Source organism: Nocardia sp. NPDC003183, from assembly GCF_053590715.1.
The window spans coordinates 48,333-66,998 of sequence record NZ_JBSFTG010000003.1; the positions used below are offsets into that span (position 1 = coordinate 48,333).

Below are 18,666 nucleotides of genomic sequence, written 5' to 3' on the forward strand. Positions count from 1 at the left end.
CACCAGCCTCCTCGGCTCCAGACGATCTCGGCGAGACCGACCCTACGGGTCCGCCGCCCCACACACCGCCCAGGACGAACGCCGTCGTCGCAACGATGCGGCAACGTAACTGAGGCGTTATCGGAAATCCAGAGCGCAACCGAACCAACTGCCGTACAGGAAGCTCTCGCCGAGGCGGACGAGGGATCCTCGGTAGCTGGTCGTTCGGCTGATCCCGAGCTCGGTAGCCACCGCATGCGATTCGACCCGTCGATGCTCTCTATCGCAGAGCGGCACGCGCGGTGTCGGCCAACCGACGATTGGTCACCCGCAGCTGCCGTGCGGTGCTGGTGGCCAATGCCCGCGTCTGATCGGAATCGAGGCGGCCACACACGCGCCCCCAATGCACGGCGACTTGGTCACCGACAGCCACCTCCGTCGCGAGGTGATCGTCGTCGACCTCGGCGCGCCATAGCGCTGGACCGGACAACCGCAGCAGCGGACCGTCCGAGACCAACCGCCGACAGCGGACGGAAGCAGCCCCGCCTTCGCGAGCCACCACGGTGCCCCAGGTGATACGGCAACTGTCCAGGATGCGGATCGGGTGCTCGTCGGCGCCACGTCCCAGCAGGCGGGTCCACGGATACACGCCGAACACGTGGAATCCGTGGTTGGCGGCGGCTTCCTCGGCGAGATCGGCGTTCAGATACGACCAGTAGTGTCCGGCCATCGGCGCGATGATCGCGAGCAGTTCGGTGGTGAACGCGCCGGCGTCGAGGTCGGCGCCGATCCCGCCACCGAGCCAATAGGACTCGACGAGGCGCACGTCGAGCGGATCGGCGATGCCGGTCAGTCTCGACATCGCCCGCAGGTAGGGCCAGGCTCCGGAGAACTGGCGGGCCAGCGCGCGGATATCGGCGGCCGAGCCGTTGTGCAGCGCCCGCGCGTCGGCGGGACCGCAGTAGCCGAGCCGGTTGGGCGCGTAGGCGTAGCGGGCGAACATCTCGGTCCCGTCGATGATCGCGCCTCCTGTCAGCAGATCCGCGGCAGTTGTTCTCCGGCAGGCAGATCCACCACCCGGGTACCGCCGAGGGCGGTGCGGGCGACCACCATGCCCGGATGGTCCTCGACGCACACACCGATGGCTTCGGCACGAGCACCCAGCGGATGCGCGCGCATCGCCGCGAGCACCCGGTCGGCATCCTCGGAGGAGACGAAGGCGACCAGCTTGCCCTCGTTGGCGACATACATCGGATCGAGCCCGAGCAGCCCACACGCGTCCCGGACCGCGTCCGGGACGGGCAACTTCCGTTCATCCAGTGCCACACCGACTTTCGCGACACCCGCGATCTCGTTGAGCGTCGCCGCGACCCCGCCGCGGGTCGGGTCACGCAGCACGTGCACATCGGCGCCGGTGGCCAGCATCGCGGCGACCAGGCCGTTGAGCGGGGCGGTGTCGCTACAGACGGTGGTGCCGAATTCGAGGCCCTCCCGGCAGCTCATCACGGCGACGCCGTGCACCCCGATGTCACCGCTGACGATCACGACGTCACCGGGACGGGCGCGCTGCGGGCGGATGTCGACGCCGGCGTCGATGATGCCGATGCCCGCGGTGTTGATGAAGATGCCGTCGCCGTGGCCGGAGTCGACGACCTTGGTGTCGCCGGTGACCAGCTTGACCCCGGCCGCGAGCGCGGCAGTACCGACAGCCTCGGCGACCCTGGCGATCTCGGCGAGTGCGGTGCCTTCTTCGAGGATGAACGCCGTGGACAGCACCATCGGCCGCGCGCCTGCCATGGACAGATCGTTGACGGTGCCGTTGACGGCCAGGTCCCCGATCGACCCGCCGGGGAAGGCCAGCGGTTTGACGACGAAGGAGTCGGTCGAGAACGCCAAGCGCACGCCGTCGAGGGTGAGCACCGCCGAATCACCCATGCCCGCTTCGGCGGCGGAGCCGAACGCGGGCAGGAACAGGTGCTCGATCAGCTCGCCCGACATCGCTCCCCCGCCACCGTGGCCCATCACGATGGTCGGTGAGTCGCGCAGCGGCATCGGGCACACCCAGCTGTCCATGTCGAGGCCGGTCGCCGCGTTGTCCTCACGCATGAGCCACCTCCGCGGGCAGGTCGAGGCGTCGGTACAGGTAGTAGGCCGCGCAGGCACCTTCGGAGGAGACCATCGTGGCTCCCAAGGGGTTTCGTGGGGTGCATTGTTTGCCGAAAGCGGCGCATTCGTGCGGCTTGATCAGTCCCTGGAGGACCTCGCCGGAGCGGCAGATCGAGGACTCGGCGGTGTGCAGGTCGGTGACCGCGAACCGGTGCTCGGCGTCGTAGGCGCGGTAGCGTTCCGAGAGCCGCCAGCCGCTGTCGGGGATCACCCCGATGCCGCGCCAGGCGCGGTCGGTGACTTCGAAGACGTCGGTGAGCATCGTCTTCGCAGCCGGATTGCCTTCGGCGCGGACCGCACGGGGATAGGCGTTCTCGAGCTGGTGTCTGCCGTCCTCGAGCTGGGTCACGGTGCGCCGGATACCTTCCAGGATGTCGAGGGGCTCGAAGCCGGTGACCACCATCGGCACTCCGTATTTGTCGGCCAGCGGCGGGTACTCCTCGGTGCCCATGACACTGCAGACATGTCCGGCGGCCAGGAAGCCCTGGACCCGGCACTTCGGCGATTCCATGATCGCGGCGATGGCGGGCGGAACGAGCACGTGCGAGACCAACAGCGAGAAGTTCTCGATGCCCAGCCGTTTGGCCTGATAGACGGTCATCGCGTTGGCCGGTGCGGTGGTTTCGAAGCCGATGCCGAAGAACACCACCTGCCGATCGGGGTTCTGCCTGGCGATGGTGAGCGCGTCCAGTGGCGAGTACACCACTCGCACATCACCGCCTTCGCTCTTGACCCGGAACAGGTCGCGTTCGCTACCCGGCACCCGGAGCATGTCGCCGAAGGAGCAGAAGATCACCCCGGGCTGCGCGGCGATCTCGAGCGCCTTGTCGATCACCTCGAGCGGGGTGACGCACACAGGGCAGCCGGGGCCGTGGATCATCTCGATCTCGTCGGGCAGCAGTTGGTCGATGCCGTGGCGGATGATCGAATGAGTCTGTCCGCCGCAGACTTCCATGATGGCCCACCGCTGGGAGGTGGCCCCGCGGATCTGATCGAGCAACTTCTTCGCCAGGTCGGGATCACTGAATTCGTCGAGATACTTCATGACGTCACCTCCGTGTCGTCGCCGGCGCCGGAGTCGGTCGCTGCCGGTTCTGCCGTGGGATCGGGGAGCCCGGATTGTCTGGCGGCGAGGGCGAACCCGTCGCCGAACTCCTCGTTGAGCACACCGAGGTGCTCGAATTCGGCCAGTGTGCGCAATGCCGATTCCTCGTCGAGGCGCTGGATGGCGAAACCGACATGGACCACTACGTAGTCGCCGATCGCCGCGTCCGGAATGTATTCCAGGCACACGTCTTTGTGCACGCCGCCGAAGTCGACGACCGACATCATGGTGCCGTCGCGTTCGTGCAGGCTGAGCACCTTTCCCGGGACTGCCAGGCACATCGCTGCTCTCCTTTCGCTCAACCCGCACCGGCGGCGAGTAGTTGTCCGAACGCGAGACCACCGTCGTTGGGCGGCAGTCGGCGATGGGTGATGACGTGGAATCCGTTGTCGCGCAGCGCGGTGCGTGCTGCCGAGAGCAGCAACGCGTTCTGGAACACCCCACCGGAGAGCGCGACGGTCGTCGGGTGGGGTGCGAAATCCAGAGCCAGGTCCAGGACCAGCGCCGCCACGGCGTGATGGAAGCGCGCGGCGATCACGGCGGCCGGGACGCCGTGAACGGCGTCGGTGACCACTGCCGCCACGACCGGGGCCGGGTCGATCACCGCCGGGTCCGCGGTGTGATCGAGGCCGAACCGGTAGGTGCGCGAGCCGGGATCCACGGCGCGCGCGAGGGCCTCCAGTTCGATCGCGGCCTGGGCTTCGTAGTCGACGGTGTGGCGAACCCCGGCCAGCGAGGACACGGCGTCGAAGAGCCGTCCCATGCTCGACGTCGGGGTACACCCGAAGCCGGAGCCGAATTGGTGTGCCAGCACCGCGCGTTCGTCGGCGGGGCAGGCGGCGACCGAGGCGATCGTGTCCGACCAGTCCAGTCCGGCCGACCACAGATGTGCAAGCGCCATCCGGTAGGGCCGGTGCACGCTGACGTCCCCACCCGCGAGCGGCACGTATTTCAGGTGCGCGAGACGCCGGTAGCCCTTGTAGCCGGCGGCCAGGACTTCACCACCCCAGATGGCGCCGTCGGGTCCGAATCCGGTGCCGTCGAACGCGATCCCGGTGACCGTGTCCGAGGCGCCGAGTCCGTGTTCGCCCATGACCGCGGCGATGTGCGCGTGGTGGTGCTGGACGGTGTGGACCGGACGGCCTTCGGCGTGGGTGCGCGCCCAGGTGGTGGAGCGGTAGCGCGGGTGCGCGTCGGTGACGAGCTGGGTGGGCGCTACCCCGGTCAGTTCCGCGAGGTGCTCGGCGGCGAAGCCGAAGGCACGCAGGGTGGCCAGGTCGTCCATGTCGCCGATGTGCTGGCTGAGCCAGGCGTAGCGGCCCTCGCCGACCGCGCAGGTGTTCTTGAGGTCCGCGCCGACGGCCAGCGTCGGCGGCACCGGGACCGGCAGGGTCAGCGGGAGCGGCGCATACCCACGGGAGCGGCGCAGCGGCAGCTCGACACCGTCGACCACGCGCACGACCGAATCGTCACAGGGCGTCAGGATGCGGCGGTCGTGCGACAGCCAGCCGTCAGCGAGGGCGGCCAGGCGGGTGCGGGCGTCCTCGTCGTCGAAACAGATCGGTTCGCCACCGAGATTGCCGGAGGTCATCACGAGCACCCGCGGGACGGGCCGGTCGCCCGACAAGCCGAACAGCAGCAGGTGCAGCGGTGTATAGGCGAGCAGGACGCCCAGGTCGGGGTTGCGGGGCGCGACCGAAGGGGCCAGTTCGATGGTGTCGCGATCGAGCATGTCGTGCGGGTCGGCATCGGATGCCGCTTCGGCGGGGATACGGACGGGGGCCCTGCGGGCAAGCAGGACGATCGGGCGTTGGGGGCCCGTGAGCAGTAGCGCGGCGGTGTCGTCGACCTCCGCGATCGTGCGCGCGGTGCCGAGGTCGGGAACCATGACGGCGAAAGGTTTGTCGCCTCGCCGCTTTCGGCCCCGCAAGGTGGCCACGGCGCGCTCGTTCGTGGCATCACAGGCGAGGTGGTAACCGCCGATACCTTTGACCGCGAGAATCCCGCCCTCGCGCAACAGGTTTCGCGCCGAGTCCAGCGGCCCCTCGGCCGATGAGCCGGAAGGACCGAGGTAGGACAGACGCGGGCCGCAGTCCGGGCACGCGATGGGCTGGGCGTGGAAGCGGCGGTCGGCGGGGTCGGTGTATTCGGCGGCGCAGTGGGCGCACATCGGAAAGTCGGCCATCGACGTGCGGGACCGGTCGTAGGGCAGTTCGGCGATGATGGTGAACCGGGGGCCGCAGTTGGTGCAGTTGATGAAGGGGTGGCGATAGCGCCGGTCGGTGGGATCGGCCAGTTCGGTGGCGCAGTCCGCGCAGATCGCGACATCGGGTGAAGCCAGGGTGCGGCCGCCACCGTCGCGGGTGGTGTCGGCGATACGGAATCCGGTGCCGCCGCGCAACGCGACGATGCTCTGGTCGACCGATTCGACAACGGCCAACGGCGGTGGGCGCTCGCGCAGGCGTCGCGCGAACTCGTCCAGATCGGCGGGGGCGCCTTCGATCTCGATGATCACCCCGGCGCTGTCGTTGGCCACCGACCCGGACAGGGACAGTTCGGCGGCGGTCGTGTAGACGAAGGGCCGGAAGCCGACGCCCTGCACCACCCCGCGAACCACGAGGCGCCGACGTTGCCGGTCGGCGGTCATGACTGTTCGCCTCGTCCGAGCAGATTCAGCCCGGCCAGTGCGGTGGCGGCGCCGGCCTGGTCGGTCTTCTCGACCGCCAGACCCATGTGGATGATCACCCAGTCCCCGGGATGCACCGGATCCTCTTCCAGCAGACCGATGTTCACCTTGCGGTTCTCGCCGGAGACCGCGACCAGGGCGAGTTGCCCGTGGTATCCGTCGAGGATCTCCACGACCTGTCCGGGGATACCGAGGCACATGGTTCACCCCTCCGATCGGTTCGACGGCGCGACGGGCCCGTTCGAGTCGGCGACCATCGCGGTCGGATCGGCGACCAATCGCGCGAGAACCGCTGCGACCGCCTCGACGGCAGGATCGACCGCGGCACCTACCGGGCCGGACAGGCCGATGCCTTCTTCTACCGAGTCGACCTGGCAGCCGACGACGACGGTCGGTGGCAGGGTTCCGCCCAGCGCGCGAACGCTCGCGAACACGGCGTCGGGGTTCATGGCGTGCGCGTCGAGCTGCGCCGCGCCCGCTGGGTCGGGTTCGGCGTGGAAGACCGCGAGAGTACCGGGCGCGCCGCGATCGGGGACGGCGTCGACGAGCACCAGCGCGTCCCACGGATCGAGCAGGTCGTAGGCCAGGTGCATGCCACGGATGCCGTAGTCGACCACGCGCACGGTCTCGCCGTGCGGCGGTAGTCGCCGCACCACTTCGGGTCCGAAACCGTCGTCGCCGAGGAAGATGTTGCCGATCCCCGCCACGAGCACTCGCGCCGTCATCTCACATCCGGCGGATCTTCAGATAGCGCTGGACATCCGGTATCGAACGCACGCCGAGCACTGCGGCGGCCACAGCCACCACGGCGGCCAACGCCACCGCGAACATTCCTATCGTCGTCATGATCGACCTCTTCTCTCATTCTCGTGGGCTGTCGAGCGGTTCGATCTCCTCCGGGGCGAAATACAGGTACCGGCCGTACCATTCGTGCAGGTCGGCGGCGGGGTCGTCCTCGATGACCACGCCGACGTGGGATTGCCCGTCGACATCGGCGTGCACCGAGACGACCTTGGCGGTGCGCCCGTCGTAGAACAGGTCGTGGGCATCGGCGCGCCGAGACGGATGCAAACGCACCCTTGTCCCGTTGCGGACCCGGACCGCGCCGACCATGATCGCGTCGGCATCGGGGCGCACAGCGTTGTCGGCCAACGGGTCCCACCAGTCGACACCGTCGGGTACCTCAGGGATCAGCGCGGCCTGCTCGGCGTGCGGGTTCCGCAGGACACCGTGCAGCTGCTGCAATGTCTCCGGTGTCATCGCGTCGCAGCGGTCGATGATCTGCGCCGCCCGCTCGTCGGTCGCGCGGGCCTGGGCCTTCTCCTCGTCGGTCATGGTCATCACGCGCAAGGTGAGGATCTCGTCGATCTCGGTGGAGTCGAACAGCGGTCCCTCGCTCTGCTCGGCGATCTCGGGGTGGTCGTAGAGAATGATCGGCGAGATCAGCACGATGCTGTGGTCACCGGGTGGCCCGGCCAGCACCGGGAAACACCGGTGCTGGGAGCATCGGGCGACGGCCGCTTCGGCGTCGGGCGGCGGTTCGAGCAGGGAAACGAACCGGGCGCCTTCGGTTTCGGCGATGACGTGCGCGCCGATCAGGGAGCGGGCGATGGCGTCGTGCTGGTCGGTCGCGGGGGTGCCGGTGTTGCGGAGGGTGACACTGAGGCGCAGAAAGCGCTCGTCACGGTCCACGGTCAACTCGACTTCCCCGTCGAGGTGCGCGCGGTGTCGGACCAGTCGTCCGGCCGGTGCACCGTCGGGGCCGGGGATCGCCTCGTGGTCGGTGCCGGCCGGAATCGTCAGCCGCGCAGTCCAATCGGTCAGCGGCAGCGGACCGATCACCTGTTCGCACTCGACCGCCTCGTCCCATCTGATCCACGATCGGCCTTCGGCGACGAGCTCGGCGACCGGTGTGTGCCCGGCATCCTCGACGGTCCGGCGCTGCAACTGCAGGAACCGTACGGTCAGCGTGACCGAGGCGGACTCCCCCGCGTCGAGCAGACATTGCGCCGACAGTTGCGGTTCCTCGCCGAGTCCGGCCGCGGCTGCCCCGGTGGGGCCGAGGACACCGAACTGCCAGCGCGACTGGTTCTTTCGCGAGTTCGCCCGGTAGGGGTACAGCAGGTAGCCCTCGTAGAGCACCGCGTCGGCGACCGCGCGCGCCCTGGCCTGCGACCTGGTCAGCTCGATGCTCATGGGTCCTCCTCGGCGGTGTCGAGCAGGCGCAGTACCGCGTCGTCGAAGCCGAGCATCCCGTGGCTGGATTTGTACGCGGCGAGGGCGTCGAGAGTCTCGCGGTGCAACCGCACCCAGCCCGAGTTCGGGAAGTTCGTGGCCATCAGGTCGTCCCAGACCGAGACCGGCATCGCGAACTTGTCCTCCCGGTCCCAGGGAATCTGCTGCACCGCGAAACCCGTGGCGCCCCGGATGAAGACAGTGCCGCTGAACAGGAAGATCAGCGGCACTGTTCCCTCCCGTAGGGCGTGCAGGTATTTGGCGCCGCTCACCTCGAAGTCGTAGGTGCACGGCATCGGCAGGTCCACTTGGGCGCCGCCATGGAAGCCGGGAACCATGGTGGCGCAGTGCATCCAGAGGAAGGAGCGCTGGGTGTCGCGCCAGCGTTCGCGTGGGCCGAACAGGTCGACCAGGCCCGCGCTCTCCTCGTCGGTATAGCTACGGCGGTGCGGTTCGATCCGCACCTGTGCGCGCAGGGCGATGGCGTGCACCGGTTCCTCACCGAGCGCCGCGATGCCGATCCGGGCCGACAGCGTCGGTGTGGCGGCGTAGGGCTCCGGCGCGATGTCGAGCACCGCGAAAGTCGTCGAGTAGGCCGGGCACATCACGCACCACCTGGTCGCGCACGCGCCGAGACCGTGGCGAAGAACTCGTCGAGATACCGGTGCACATCCTGACCGCCGTCGAATCCGCGCCACAGCATCCGCATCCGGCCGACGAATTCGTAGCAGGTGTCGATGGGCAGCAGCAGGCAAGCCGCCTCGGCGGTGCCCCGCTCGGGGACCCGGATCATCAGTGCTTCGACGTCGGGGACCGCGACATCGATCTCGGGGTGCCGGTCGAGCAGGGTGCGCCACTGGTCGAGGGGCAGCTCGGATTCGGTGGCGCCCGCCGGTCCCGGATAGAACGCGACGGTGCGGCCCAGCGCCGAGTTCTCGAAGAAGAACGCCAGGCCCACCGGGATCTCGAGTGCGTCCCATTCACCGTGGCCGATGGTGAAGGTCGGGAAGCGCAGGTAGCGGTCGGGCACCGCGCGGTACCGCAGGACCGCGTTCTGGTCGGTGAACAGCAGGTAGCAGCCCCGGCACACGCACAACAGTTGGCGCCCTTCGACATTCACCACGTGCTGATGCTCTTCGGCGATGGCCTCGGCGCACATCTCACACCGCTCGCCCGCCGGGACGGCGGGTTTGCGGTCGACGGTGAGGCGGCGCAGCACTCCCAGCCCAGAACTCATCCGGCCACCCCCACGGGCACGGCCACCGAGAGCTCCCCGGCGCGTACGAGCACGGGCAGTGGTTCCAGGTGTCCTTCGCCGTCGACTCTGGCACCGGCGTGGACGGCGTCGTAGTGCGCCCGGCAGGTCGGGCAGCGCAGTACGGCGTCACCGACCGGGAAACCCATCCGACGATGCAGTGCCGCGCCGGCGAGCGAGTGGTCGCAGGCGGGGCAGTGATCGCGGTAGATGAACAGGTCATCACCGACCCGGCAGGCGAGCACCGTCTGCCCGCCGATGACGAAGCCGCCGACCTCGCCCGCACCGAGTTCCCCCAGTTCCGGAACCGCTATCCAGCTCCCGTGCTGCGCCTCGACCGGGTGGGCGTCGGCGTGCACCCGGGCGAACAACGAATCGGCGGAGATCAAGGCATCCGCCGATTCCGGTTGCGCGGCAGCCACTTCGATCGATGCGATTTCCGGCGCGGCGGCACGTACCGCGTCCTCCACCGCCAGTTCCAGGGTCACCGACGACGAGGGGCAGGTGCGACAACTTCCGGACAGTTCGAGCCGGACGACGCCGTCGGCCACGCCGAGCAGTTCCACGTCACCACCATGGGAGCCCAGGTAGGGGCGCACGCTGTCGAGAGCAGCGCGGACGCGAGTGTCGACGTCGTGCGGATGCAGGCCGTGCACCAGCAGCAGACTCGCGACCAGATCGTCGGCGACGAGCTGCTCACGAACGTCACCATCGACCAGTTCGAGCACCCGTGCCAGCCCGGCACCGTAGAGGTCGGCGACCTCACGCACCAGCTGCTCGGCGCGCTCGCGAGCGACGACGCCACCCGCCGAACTCGCGTCCAGCAGGGTCTCGATCCGGTCGCCTGCGCCGCGCCACCGGTCTGGGTCGAACGCCGCCTCGTCGTGCTCCCCCGGACGATCCGGCATCACCGTTACTCCCCGGTGAGTGTCTGGGTCGGCGAGTGGAGTTTCTCCAGCGACTTGCCGTTGCCGAGGTACATGTGCACACCACACGGCAGGCAGGGATCGAAGCTGCGCACGGTGCGCATGATGTCGATGCCCTTGAAGTGCTCGCGGTCGTTCTCCTCGAAGATCGGCTGGCCCTGCACCGCGTCCTCGTAGGGTCCCGGCGTGCCGAAACTGTCGCGGGGGTTGGCATTCCACGGCGTCGGCGGATACGGGTGGTAGTTCGCGATCTTGCCGTCCCTGATCACCATGTGATGGGACAGGACCCCGCGCACCGCCTCGGTGAACCCACAGCCGATGCTCTCGTCCGGTACCTCGAAGTGCTCCCACGTCTTGGTCCGTCCCGCCCGGATCTCCACGAGCGCCTGCTCCGCGAAGTGCAGCGCACTGGCCGCGGCGTAGGCCTGGAAGTAGGTGCGGGCGCGGTTGCGTTCGATGGTGTTGCTGCCGAACGCGGGGATCTTCCATTCGAAGCTGACCGGGCCCTTCAACGCGGTCTTGGGCAGGTTGATCTGCACACTGTGTCCGGTCGACTTCACGTAGCCGATGTCGACGAGCCCGGCCAGCGCCGTCGACCACAGCCGGGCCAGCGGGCCGCCGCCGGTGTCGAGGGCCAGATGGTCGGTGCCGTCGAACCAGCGCGGCGACATCACCCAGCTGTACTTGTCGTCCATGTCGCGCTTCTGCGGCTTGGGGTTGGTGTGCTGGTTCCAGGGGTGACGCCGGTCGACCGGATTGCCGAGCGGGTCGGTCTTCACGAACATCTCCTGGTCGTTCCAGTCGTCGTAATACGAACTGCCCAAAAGGATTCGGATGCCGAGATTGATGTCGACCAGGGAAGTCGTGACCAGTTTTCCGTCGACGACCACGCCGGGGGTGACGAACATCCGCCGACCCCACTCCTCCATGTCCTTGTACTCGAAATTGCACACCTCGGGGTCCTGGAACGAGCCCCAGCAACCCAGCAGGGTGCGCCGCAGTCCGACCTGTTCGTAGCCCGGCAGCGCCTCGTAGAAGAAGTCGAAGAGATCGTCGTGCATCGGCACGACCTTCTTCATGAATTCGACGTAGCGCATCAGGCGCGTCATGTAGTCGGTCATCAGCTGGATCGTCGCGACGGTTCCCACACCGCCGGGATACAGCGTCGACGGGTGCACGTGCCTGCCCTCCATCAGGCAGAACATCTCACGGGTGTAGCGGCTGACGTGCAGCGCCTCCCGGTAGAACTCGCCGGTGAACGGATTGAGCGCGCGCATGATGTCGGCGATGGTGCGATAGCCGTGTGCGTCCGAATGCGGCGCGAGCGTGGTCTCGGCCTGCGCGAGGACGCCGGGGTTGGTCTCGGCGACCATCTTCTCGCAGAAATCCACACCGACCAGATTCTCTTGAAAGATGTTGTGGTCGAACATGTATTCGGCGGCCTCACCGAGATTGACGATCCACTCGCCCAGGTGCGGCGGTTTCACCCCGTAGGCCATGTTCTGGGTGTAGCACGAGCAGGTGGCGTGATTGTCGCCGCAGATCCCGCAGATGCGGCTGGTGATGAAATGCGCGTCGCGGGGATCCTTGCCCCGCATGAAGATCGAGTAGCCGCGGAAGATGGACGAGGTGCTGTGACACTCGACCACTTCACGGTTCTCGAAATCGATCTTGGTATAGATTCCCAGGCTGCCGACGATGCGGGTGATCGGGTCCCAGGCCATTTCGACCAGGCTGTCGGGATCGATCCGCTTGTGTGACGGCTCGGGGATGATGGCAGTCATTCCAATCGCCTCCTACCAGGTGCGGGTGGCGCCGGATTCCAGCTTCTCGCCCCTGTGCCGCCATCGCGGCTCCTTGTCCACCGTGCGTCCGGTGATATGGCGCAGACTGCGGATCACCGACCCGTACAGCCCTGATGCCGTCGAGGAGATCTTGCCGCCGGGCGGCTCGTCCATGAACGGCATGAATTTGTCCGGGAATCCCGGCATGGTGCAGCCGATGCAGATGCCGCCCACGTTCGGGCAGCCACCGACGCCGTTGATCCAGCCCCGCTTGGGGACGTTGCATTTGACCACCGGGCCCCAACATCCCAGTTTCACAATGCATTTCGGGGAGCCGTACTCGTCGGCGAAGTCGCCTTCCTCGTAGTAACCCGCTCGATCACAGCCTTCGTGGACGGTGGCGCCGAACAACCATTTCGGGCGCAGCGCCTCGTCGAGGGGAATCATCGGGGCCTGTCCGGTGGCCATGTAGAGCAGGTAGGTCAGCGTTTCGGACATGTTGTCCGGATGGACCGGGCAACCGGGCACGCACACGATCGGGATCCCGGCCTTGGATTTCCAGTCCCAGCCGAGGTAGTCGGGCACACCCATCGCGCCGGTGGGGTTACCCGCCATGGCGTGGATGCCGCCGTAGGTGGCACAGGTGCCGACCGCGACCACCGCGGTGGCCTTCGGGGCCAGCCGATCGAGCCATTCACTGGTCGTCATCGGCTGTCCGGTGGCGGGATCGTTGCCGAAGCCGCACCAGTAGCCCTCCTCGTGGAGTTGCTCGTTCGGGATGGAGCCTTCCACCACGAGCACGAACGGTTCGAGTTCACCCCGGTCGGCTTTGAAGAACCATTCGAGGAAATCGTCGGCGCCGCCGGTGGGACCGCATTCGAAATCGATCAGCGGCCAGTGCACCGCGATCTGCGGGAGCCCGGGAAGAGCGCCGAGCGCGATCTCCTCGATACTGGGCTGCGTCGCGGCGGTCAGCGCGACCGAATCACCGTCACAACTGAGGCCGGCGTTGATCCACAGCACGTGAATCAGGGCCTGTTCTGCTTTGATTGCTTCCTGGGTAGGCATGGGCTGCGCCACTTTCTGAAGCGGGGCATCGCAGGCTCGCGGGAACCTACGGTGTGATCCTGATCACGCAAGTCTATGTCGCTGGTGAGTGATCCTCAATAGTTGCTGACCGCTGCCGCCGGAGCCAGTCGTACCACTGCGCCATGCCGGAACCGCTGGTCACCGAGAGGGGCAGGATCTGCGCGTGCGGGTTGATCGACGCCGCGTATTCCCGGCATTTGTCCAGGTCGAAGTCCACATAGGGCAGCAGATCGATCTTGTTGACGAGGACCAGAGACGCCGCGGCGAACATGTGCGGATACTTCAGCGGCTTGTCGGTGCCCTCGGTCACCGAGATCACCACGACTTTGCCGCGTTCACCGAGGTCGAACAGGGCCGGGCACACCAGGTTGCCGACGTTCTCGATGAACAGCAGGGTGCCGGGGGCGGGATCGAGGGACTCGAGCGCGCGGTAGGTCATCTCGGCGTCGAGATGACAGCCCGCGCCGGTGTTGATCTGCACGACCCGACAGCCCGTCGCCCCGATCCGCTCGGCGTCGAGCAGGGTCGCCTGGTCGCCCTCGATCACCGCGATCGGTATCTCGGTGGACTCGCGGATCGTGCGCTCGAGCAGGGTGGTCTTGCCCGCGCCGGGTGAGCTGGTCATGTTCAGCGCCAAGATGTCGCGGGCGGCGAGCCAGTCCCGGTTTCGCTGGGCCAACAGGTCGTTCTTGGCCAGAACCTTTTGCTCGAGGGTGATCGTCTCGGTGACCGGCAGATGCACGTGATCGTCGCCGTGACCATGGCTGTGCCGGTGCGGCTCGTGCTCGTGGCCGTGGCCGTGCTCGTGCTCGTGCTCGTGGCCGTGGCCGTGCTCGTGCTCGTGCTCGTGGCCGTGCTCGTGCGGGAGGGTGATCACCGCGGCGTCGTCGTCGCCACATCCACAGGTTGCGCACATTCTCGGCTCACTTCCATCGAGCGGATTCGGAGTTCGTGCCCGGCTCTGATCTCGACATCGGCGCTGCCGCACCCGCACAGGGCGATCGGCTCGAGCACGGTGAACTCGGCGCCACAGCTTCGACAGCCCGCCCGGCCGGGCACCACGTCGATCTCGAGGCTCGCGCCCTCGGCCAGGGTTTCCTCGGCGGCGAGCTCGAAGCAGAACTGCATCGCCTCCGGAACGACCGCGCACAGCACGCCCACTTCCAGCAGCACGCTGTGCACCCGTGCTCCCGCCGCGTGTTCGCACACGGCGTCGATGACACTCTGGGTGATCGCCATTTCGTGCATCGCAGTCTCGGTTCGTCGAGGGAGGAACCCACCGCTCAGGTTACTCCTGGGCAACCCTCCGACGCGATGGCCGGCCGACGGATGAAGGCTCAGCTGAGTCGGTGTTCGGCGAGCAGCGCGGCATCGCCGAGGATGTCGGCGGTGGGGCCGTCGGCGACGACTTCACCGGCGTCGAGGATGACGACCCGCTCGCAGATCCGTTGCGCGTAGGGCAGATCGTGGGTCACCACGAGCATGGTGGTGGGCAGCGACAGCAGGATCTCGGCCAGCTCGCGACGTGCCACCGGATCGAGGTTGGCGGCCGGTTCGTCGAGAACGAGGACCTCCGGTCGGCACGACAGCACCGTGGCCAGCGCGGCGCGGCGGCGTTCCCCGAGCGACAGGTGCGCCGGTGAACGCCCGGCCCTGTCGGTCATCCCTACCGCGGCGAGCGCCTCGCGGACGTGTTCGGCGAGGGCTTCGCCGCGGACACCGAAGTTGGCGGGACCGAACGCGACATCCTGTTCCACGGTCGGCATGAACAGTTGGTCGTCGGGGTCCTGGAACACGACCCCGACCCGCTGCCGGATGGCGCGAACACTGTTGCGGTCCAGCCGCACACCGCCGATGTGCACCTGCCCCGATGTGGCGGTGAGCACCCCGTTCAGGTGCAGCATCAAGGTGGATTTGCCCGCGCCGTTGGGCCCGAGGACGGCCACCCGCTCCCCCGGCGCGATCTGCAGATTCACCCCGTTCAGTGCGCCGGTCCCGTCGGGATAGGCGAAGGTCAGCTCGACCACACGCACCGCCGGCGCCGTCGGTTCGGTCACCGCACCATCCAAGCACCTGCGCAGACAGCGATCGCGGCGGCCGCGGGCAGGCAGCCGAGCAGCCACTGCCTGCCGGTGGCGGGCGGGGTGCCGACATCGGGCACGGTGCCGTCGAATCCGCGCGACAGCATCGCCAGGTGGACCCGTTCGCCGCGTTCGTAGGATCGCAGGAACAGGGTGCCCGCGCCGCGTGCGGTCGCACCGGCTTGGCGCAGGGTGCGTGGGTCGTCGCCGCGGGAGATGCGGGCCAGCCGCATCCGCGCCGCCTCGGCGACCAGCACGTCGACATAGCGCAGCATCAGGACCACGATCATGACGATCGTGCCGGGCACGTGCAGCCGCGTCAGCCCTTCGGGCAAGGAGCGCACGCTCGTCGTCGCGGCCAAGGTCAGTGAGATGCCCACGCCGATAGTGCCTTTCGCGATGATGCCCCACGCTGCGTAGAGGCCGGTCACCGACAGCGACAGCCCGAAGATGTCGGTGCGGGGTTCCCCGGCGGCGAAAGGCAGCAGGACCGCCAACACGACGAACGGCAACTCGATGAGCAGACGCGGCCCGATCCAGCGCAACCCGATTCCCCACCACCGCCACAGCGCCACCAAGCCCAGGGCATAACAGCCGAACGGCCACAACAACTCTCGTGGTGTCGCCACGACCGCGAACACCGCAACCACCGCGCACACGATCTTGACCTCGGTCGGCGCCCGATGCGCCGGTGAATTCCCCGCCAGATACAGCCGGTGGACCGCGGCGCTCACCTACTCCGGCTCCGCATCCGACCGCGCCGCGACATCATCGCGCCGACCCCCGGAGCGCGATCCGCTTCGGCCGATCCGGACCACCGCGAACAGCACGGCGAAGGCGACCCCGACGCCGACCACGCCTGCCGGACCGGCCAGATCACTGTTGCCGTCGATCGCGTAGTCCGCCAGCGGAGAACCGGCGAACCGGTGTTCCTCGGCGCTGCGCGCGATGCACTCACCGTGCAGTTCCTCGGCCCCGTTCACCTCGACCGTGGTGCACCCGCGTCGGGTGGTGGCGTCGAGCCCGTCGGGCTGTGCACTCGCGGCATAGGACAGCCCGCCGGCGACGAGCACCGCGGCCGCGGCGAACACCCACAGGAAACCGGTGAAGGACACCCGCAGACGAACGGGAGACGCCGACGTGGACACCGGCCCAGCGGCACGCAGAACATAGACCAGATCCGGTCGTGCGCTCACCACCGCCACCACGGTGATCGCGGTGATGATGCCTTCACCGATCCCGATCAACGCGTGGGTGAAGAACATGTACCCCGCGACCGCCCCGACCGTGGAGCCCGCGGCCCCGCCGATTGCGTACTCGACGACGAAACCCATCGCGGCACACAGGGTTCCGACGAACGCGGCGGCGAATGCCACGACACCCACCCCCGTGTCGCTGCGCCGCCGCAGCACCGCTGTCCCGGCCCGAGCGACGAGGTATCCCGCGCCGACACCGATCAGGGCCATATTCGTGATGTTGGCGCCGAGTGCGGTCAGCCCGCCGTCGGCGAACAGCAGCGCCTGCACGACCAGCACCACCGCCACGCACAACGCCCCGAGGTAGGGCCCGACCAGAATCGCGGCCAGCGCCCCACCCAGCAGGTGCCCACTCACACCGGGCAGGATCGGAAAGTTCACCATCTGGACCGCGAAGATGAACGCGGCCACCAGCCCGGCCATCGGCGCCGCGCGCTCGTCGAGTTCGGCGCGCGCCCGCCAGCTCGCGAGCCCGAGCCCCACCGCCGCGATCCCCGCGAAGATCAGCGACGTCGGCGCATCGACGATCCCGTCGCTCATATGCATTGCCACGGTGCTGCCGTTCACCTATCAGAACACTACGCCCTTTATCTGTCCAAGTGAACAGATAAAGGAATGTCCGACCGCGATATCAGTCCGGCTGCGACAGGGGGTAGATGCGACTAGAATTCGATGATGGAGCGCCGCAGCGAAGCCGCGCGCAGCCGTGGCGGGGGTGACCGCCGTTCGCCCTTCGACCGGTTCGTCGAACAGGCCGAACTGCGCGTGAGTCAGGCTCCGTTCTTCTTCATCTGCGCTGGAATCGTCACGGCGTGGCTGATCAGCTTGCCGTGGTGGACGGACCTCAAAACGTGGCAGGTTGCCATTCACACCGTTGCGAGCGTTTTCACGCTGCTGTTGGTGGTGCTGCTCGAAAACGCCGGCCGCCGCGCGAGCGAGGCCGCGCAAGAGAAACTCAATGTCATCGCCGAGGCATTGGCCGCGCTCCTGGAATCCTCCGCGTCCACTGATCCCGAACTCCGGGCGGCCGCGGATCGGCTACGAGAAGCTGTCGGGCTCGAAGAGCGCCACTGACTGGAGGAACCCTCGACACCGCCTCGAAAGGAAGCGCGCCATGACCTCAGCCACCGAATTCGTCGGCGTCCGCTATCTCGTCGATGACGTAGAAGCCGCCATCGCGTTCTATACCGGTCATCTCGGTTTCACCGTGCACATCAACGCCGCACCCGCCTTCGCCGACGTCATCCGAGGATCATTGCGCCTCTTGCTGTCCGGACCGGCAAGTTCCGGTGCGCGTGTCACCCCCGCCGACATCGCCACTCCCGGCGCCAATCGCATCCACCTCGTCGTCGAAGACCTCGACGCCGAGATCACCCGACTCAGGAACGACGGCGTCGAATTCCGCACCGAGACCGTCACCGGTCCCGGCGGAAGCCAGATCCTGCTCGCCGACCCCGCCGGCAATCTGATCGAGTTGTTCCAACCCACCGAGCACAGGCCCACGGCGCCAGAACAGCATCGATGATCTGGGCCTCGCGGTCGTGGTCCTCGAGGCGCTCGTCTACCTCGCCCGCCGCACGCTGATGCCCAGCGATCTCGATAGAAGTCGAATACTCGAACTGCGCGAGCTCAGCCGATGCGGTCGACACTGCGAAATCGGTTCAGTGCCAGCGCGCCGAGGACCAGCGCGACCAATCCGAACACCATGGCGGCCCAGGCCCCGACTATCCCGTTGCCGGTACCTGGGCCGCCCTCGGCGGTGGCCGCGAACCAGCTCCCCAGAGCCAGGCTGATCAGCCCTGAGACCAGCGTCAGCACTGCCTGGTTCCGGATGTTGCCGGGACCGTTTCGGCCGACCCGAGCCAACACACGGACGCCGAATACCACGGCGATCAGTCCTAGCAGCGCAGTCGAGGTGGGTCCGAGTCGACCGGAGGTCAGTCCGGTGGTGGCGGCACTGTGGTGGATCGAAGCTGTGGCTGGTGCGGTAACCGCGATACTCGCGAACAGCGCTGTTGCAACGACGGCAGGGAGATGGCGGGCGGACATCGGGTGCTCCTTCAAACGTTCGGTGGCTCGATTCCGCTTCATCATGTCCGCCTAT

General features: G+C 67.8%; 22 protein-coding genes and 1 pseudogene. 2 read left to right on the forward strand and 21 right to left on the reverse strand.

Annotated features, from left to right (window positions below; genetic code table 11):
- Window positions 1–259 precede the first annotated feature (259 nt).
- The 20 genes and pseudogenes from ACWDXS_RS12055 to ACWDXS_RS12150 form a co-directional block, all read right to left on the reverse strand.
- Window positions 260–982 carry a DUF6390 family protein gene (locus ACWDXS_RS12055; protein ID WP_449964924.1) on the reverse strand — a complete coding sequence of 241 codons (723 nt, stop codon included), beginning with the start codon at window positions 980–982 and terminating at the stop codon, window positions 260–262.
- A 29-nt stretch (window positions 983–1,011) separates the two neighbouring features.
- Window positions 1,012–2,085 (reverse strand): hydrogenase expression/formation protein HypE, encoded by a 1,074-nt coding sequence (gene hypE, locus ACWDXS_RS12060; RefSeq protein ID WP_378987286.1) that lies wholly within the window; start codon window positions 2,083–2,085, stop codon window positions 1,012–1,014.
- On the reverse strand, window positions 2,078–3,190 hold the full coding sequence (hypD, locus tag ACWDXS_RS12065) for a hydrogenase formation protein HypD (protein ID WP_378987289.1): 1,113 nt from the start codon (window positions 3,188–3,190) through the stop codon (window positions 2,078–2,080). Before hypD ends, hypE begins: the two co-directional genes overlap by 8 nt.
- Complete coding sequence (locus tag ACWDXS_RS12070) at window positions 3,187–3,531, reverse strand: HypC/HybG/HupF family hydrogenase formation chaperone (RefSeq protein WP_378987292.1); 345 nt, start codon at window positions 3,529–3,531, stop codon at window positions 3,187–3,189. The genes hypD and ACWDXS_RS12070 overlap by 4 nt, the downstream gene beginning before the upstream one ends.
- A gap of 17 nt (window positions 3,532–3,548) precedes the next feature.
- Window positions 3,549–5,897 carry a carbamoyltransferase HypF gene (hypF, locus tag ACWDXS_RS12075; protein ID WP_449964929.1) on the reverse strand — a complete coding sequence of 783 codons (2,349 nt, stop codon included), beginning with the start codon at window positions 5,895–5,897 and terminating at the stop codon, window positions 3,549–3,551.
- Entirely contained in the window at window positions 5,894–6,136 is a 243-nt protein-coding gene (locus ACWDXS_RS12080) for a HypC/HybG/HupF family hydrogenase formation chaperone (RefSeq protein ID WP_449964932.1), read from the reverse strand. Before ACWDXS_RS12080 ends, hypF begins: the two co-directional genes overlap by 4 nt.
- Window positions 6,137–6,139: 3 nt before the next feature.
- The gene (locus ACWDXS_RS12085) at window positions 6,140–6,661 is read right to left on the reverse strand and encodes a hydrogenase maturation protease (RefSeq protein WP_449964935.1); all 522 of its coding nucleotides are present in this window, start codon (window positions 6,659–6,661) and stop codon (window positions 6,140–6,142) included.
- Between the two features lies 1 nt (window position 6,662).
- Window positions 6,663–6,782, reverse strand: a complete 120-nt coding sequence (locus tag ACWDXS_RS12090) for a DUF6893 family small protein (RefSeq protein ID WP_378627967.1) — start codon at window positions 6,780–6,782, stop codon at window positions 6,663–6,665.
- A 15-nt stretch (window positions 6,783–6,797) separates the two neighbouring features.
- Complete coding sequence (locus ACWDXS_RS12095; protein WP_449964938.1) at window positions 6,798–8,132, reverse strand: hypothetical protein; 1,335 nt, start codon at window positions 8,130–8,132, stop codon at window positions 6,798–6,800.
- Window positions 8,129–8,776, reverse strand: coding sequence for a DUF6084 family protein (locus tag ACWDXS_RS12100; protein WP_378987310.1), 648 nt, complete (start codon window positions 8,774–8,776; stop codon window positions 8,129–8,131). Before ACWDXS_RS12100 ends, ACWDXS_RS12095 begins: the two co-directional genes overlap by 4 nt.
- On the reverse strand, window positions 8,776–9,408 hold the full coding sequence (locus tag ACWDXS_RS12105; protein WP_378987313.1) for a DUF5947 family protein: 633 nt from the start codon (window positions 9,406–9,408) through the stop codon (window positions 8,776–8,778). Before ACWDXS_RS12105 ends, ACWDXS_RS12100 begins: the two co-directional genes overlap by 1 nt.
- The gene (locus ACWDXS_RS12110) at window positions 9,405–10,334 is read right to left on the reverse strand and encodes a NifU family protein (protein ID WP_449964942.1); all 930 of its coding nucleotides are present in this window, start codon (window positions 10,332–10,334) and stop codon (window positions 9,405–9,407) included. Before ACWDXS_RS12110 ends, ACWDXS_RS12105 begins: the two co-directional genes overlap by 4 nt.
- A gap of 5 nt (window positions 10,335–10,339) precedes the next feature.
- Entirely contained in the window at window positions 10,340–12,136 is a 1,797-nt protein-coding gene (locus ACWDXS_RS12115; protein ID WP_379314902.1) for a nickel-dependent hydrogenase large subunit, read from the reverse strand.
- A gap of 12 nt (window positions 12,137–12,148) precedes the next feature.
- Window positions 12,149–13,204: an NADH-quinone oxidoreductase subunit B family protein gene (locus ACWDXS_RS12120; protein WP_449964946.1), complete on the reverse strand. Its 1,056-nt coding sequence runs from the start codon at window positions 13,202–13,204 to the stop codon at window positions 12,149–12,151.
- A gap of 73 nt (window positions 13,205–13,277) precedes the next feature.
- On the reverse strand, window positions 13,278–14,141 hold the full coding sequence (gene hypB / locus ACWDXS_RS12125; RefSeq protein ID WP_449964949.1) for a hydrogenase nickel incorporation protein HypB: 864 nt from the start codon (window positions 14,139–14,141) through the stop codon (window positions 13,278–13,280).
- Window positions 14,099–14,473 (reverse strand): hydrogenase maturation nickel metallochaperone HypA/HybF, encoded by a 375-nt coding sequence (locus ACWDXS_RS12130; protein WP_449964952.1) that lies wholly within the window; start codon window positions 14,471–14,473, stop codon window positions 14,099–14,101. The genes hypB and ACWDXS_RS12130 overlap by 43 nt, the downstream gene beginning before the upstream one ends.
- Before the next feature lie 89 nt (window positions 14,474–14,562).
- Window positions 14,563–15,282 carry an energy-coupling factor ABC transporter ATP-binding protein gene (locus ACWDXS_RS12135; protein ID WP_387443737.1) on the reverse strand — a complete coding sequence of 240 codons (720 nt, stop codon included), beginning with the start codon at window positions 15,280–15,282 and terminating at the stop codon, window positions 14,563–14,565.
- Window positions 15,279–16,040 carry a cobalt ECF transporter T component CbiQ gene (cbiQ, locus tag ACWDXS_RS12140; RefSeq protein WP_449964956.1) on the reverse strand — a complete coding sequence of 254 codons (762 nt, stop codon included), beginning with the start codon at window positions 16,038–16,040 and terminating at the stop codon, window positions 15,279–15,281. Before cbiQ ends, ACWDXS_RS12135 begins: the two co-directional genes overlap by 4 nt.
- The gene (locus ACWDXS_RS12145) at window positions 16,041–16,454 is read right to left on the reverse strand and encodes a PDGLE domain-containing protein (RefSeq protein ID WP_449966195.1); all 414 of its coding nucleotides are present in this window, start codon (window positions 16,452–16,454) and stop codon (window positions 16,041–16,043) included.
- Window positions 16,455–16,463: 9 nt separating this feature from the next.
- A pseudogene (locus ACWDXS_RS12150) lies at window positions 16,464–17,129 on the reverse strand (energy-coupling factor ABC transporter permease); the annotation flags it as partial.
- A gap of 108 nt (window positions 17,130–17,237) precedes the next feature.
- Between ACWDXS_RS12150 and ACWDXS_RS12155 the strand changes: the two are divergent.
- Entirely contained in the window at window positions 17,238–17,636 is a 399-nt protein-coding gene (locus tag ACWDXS_RS12155; protein WP_378987334.1) for a low affinity iron permease family protein, read from the forward strand.
- 40 nt (window positions 17,637–17,676) lie between these two features.
- Entirely contained in the window at window positions 17,677–18,087 is a 411-nt protein-coding gene (locus tag ACWDXS_RS12160; protein WP_449964959.1) for a VOC family protein, read from the forward strand.
- A 104-nt stretch (window positions 18,088–18,191) separates the two neighbouring features.
- On the opposite strand, the gene ACWDXS_RS12165 is transcribed toward ACWDXS_RS12160, so the two are convergent.
- Window positions 18,192–18,611, reverse strand: a complete 420-nt coding sequence (locus ACWDXS_RS12165) for a DUF6223 family protein (protein ID WP_449964962.1) — start codon at window positions 18,609–18,611, stop codon at window positions 18,192–18,194.
- Window positions 18,612–18,666 lie beyond the last annotated feature (55 nt).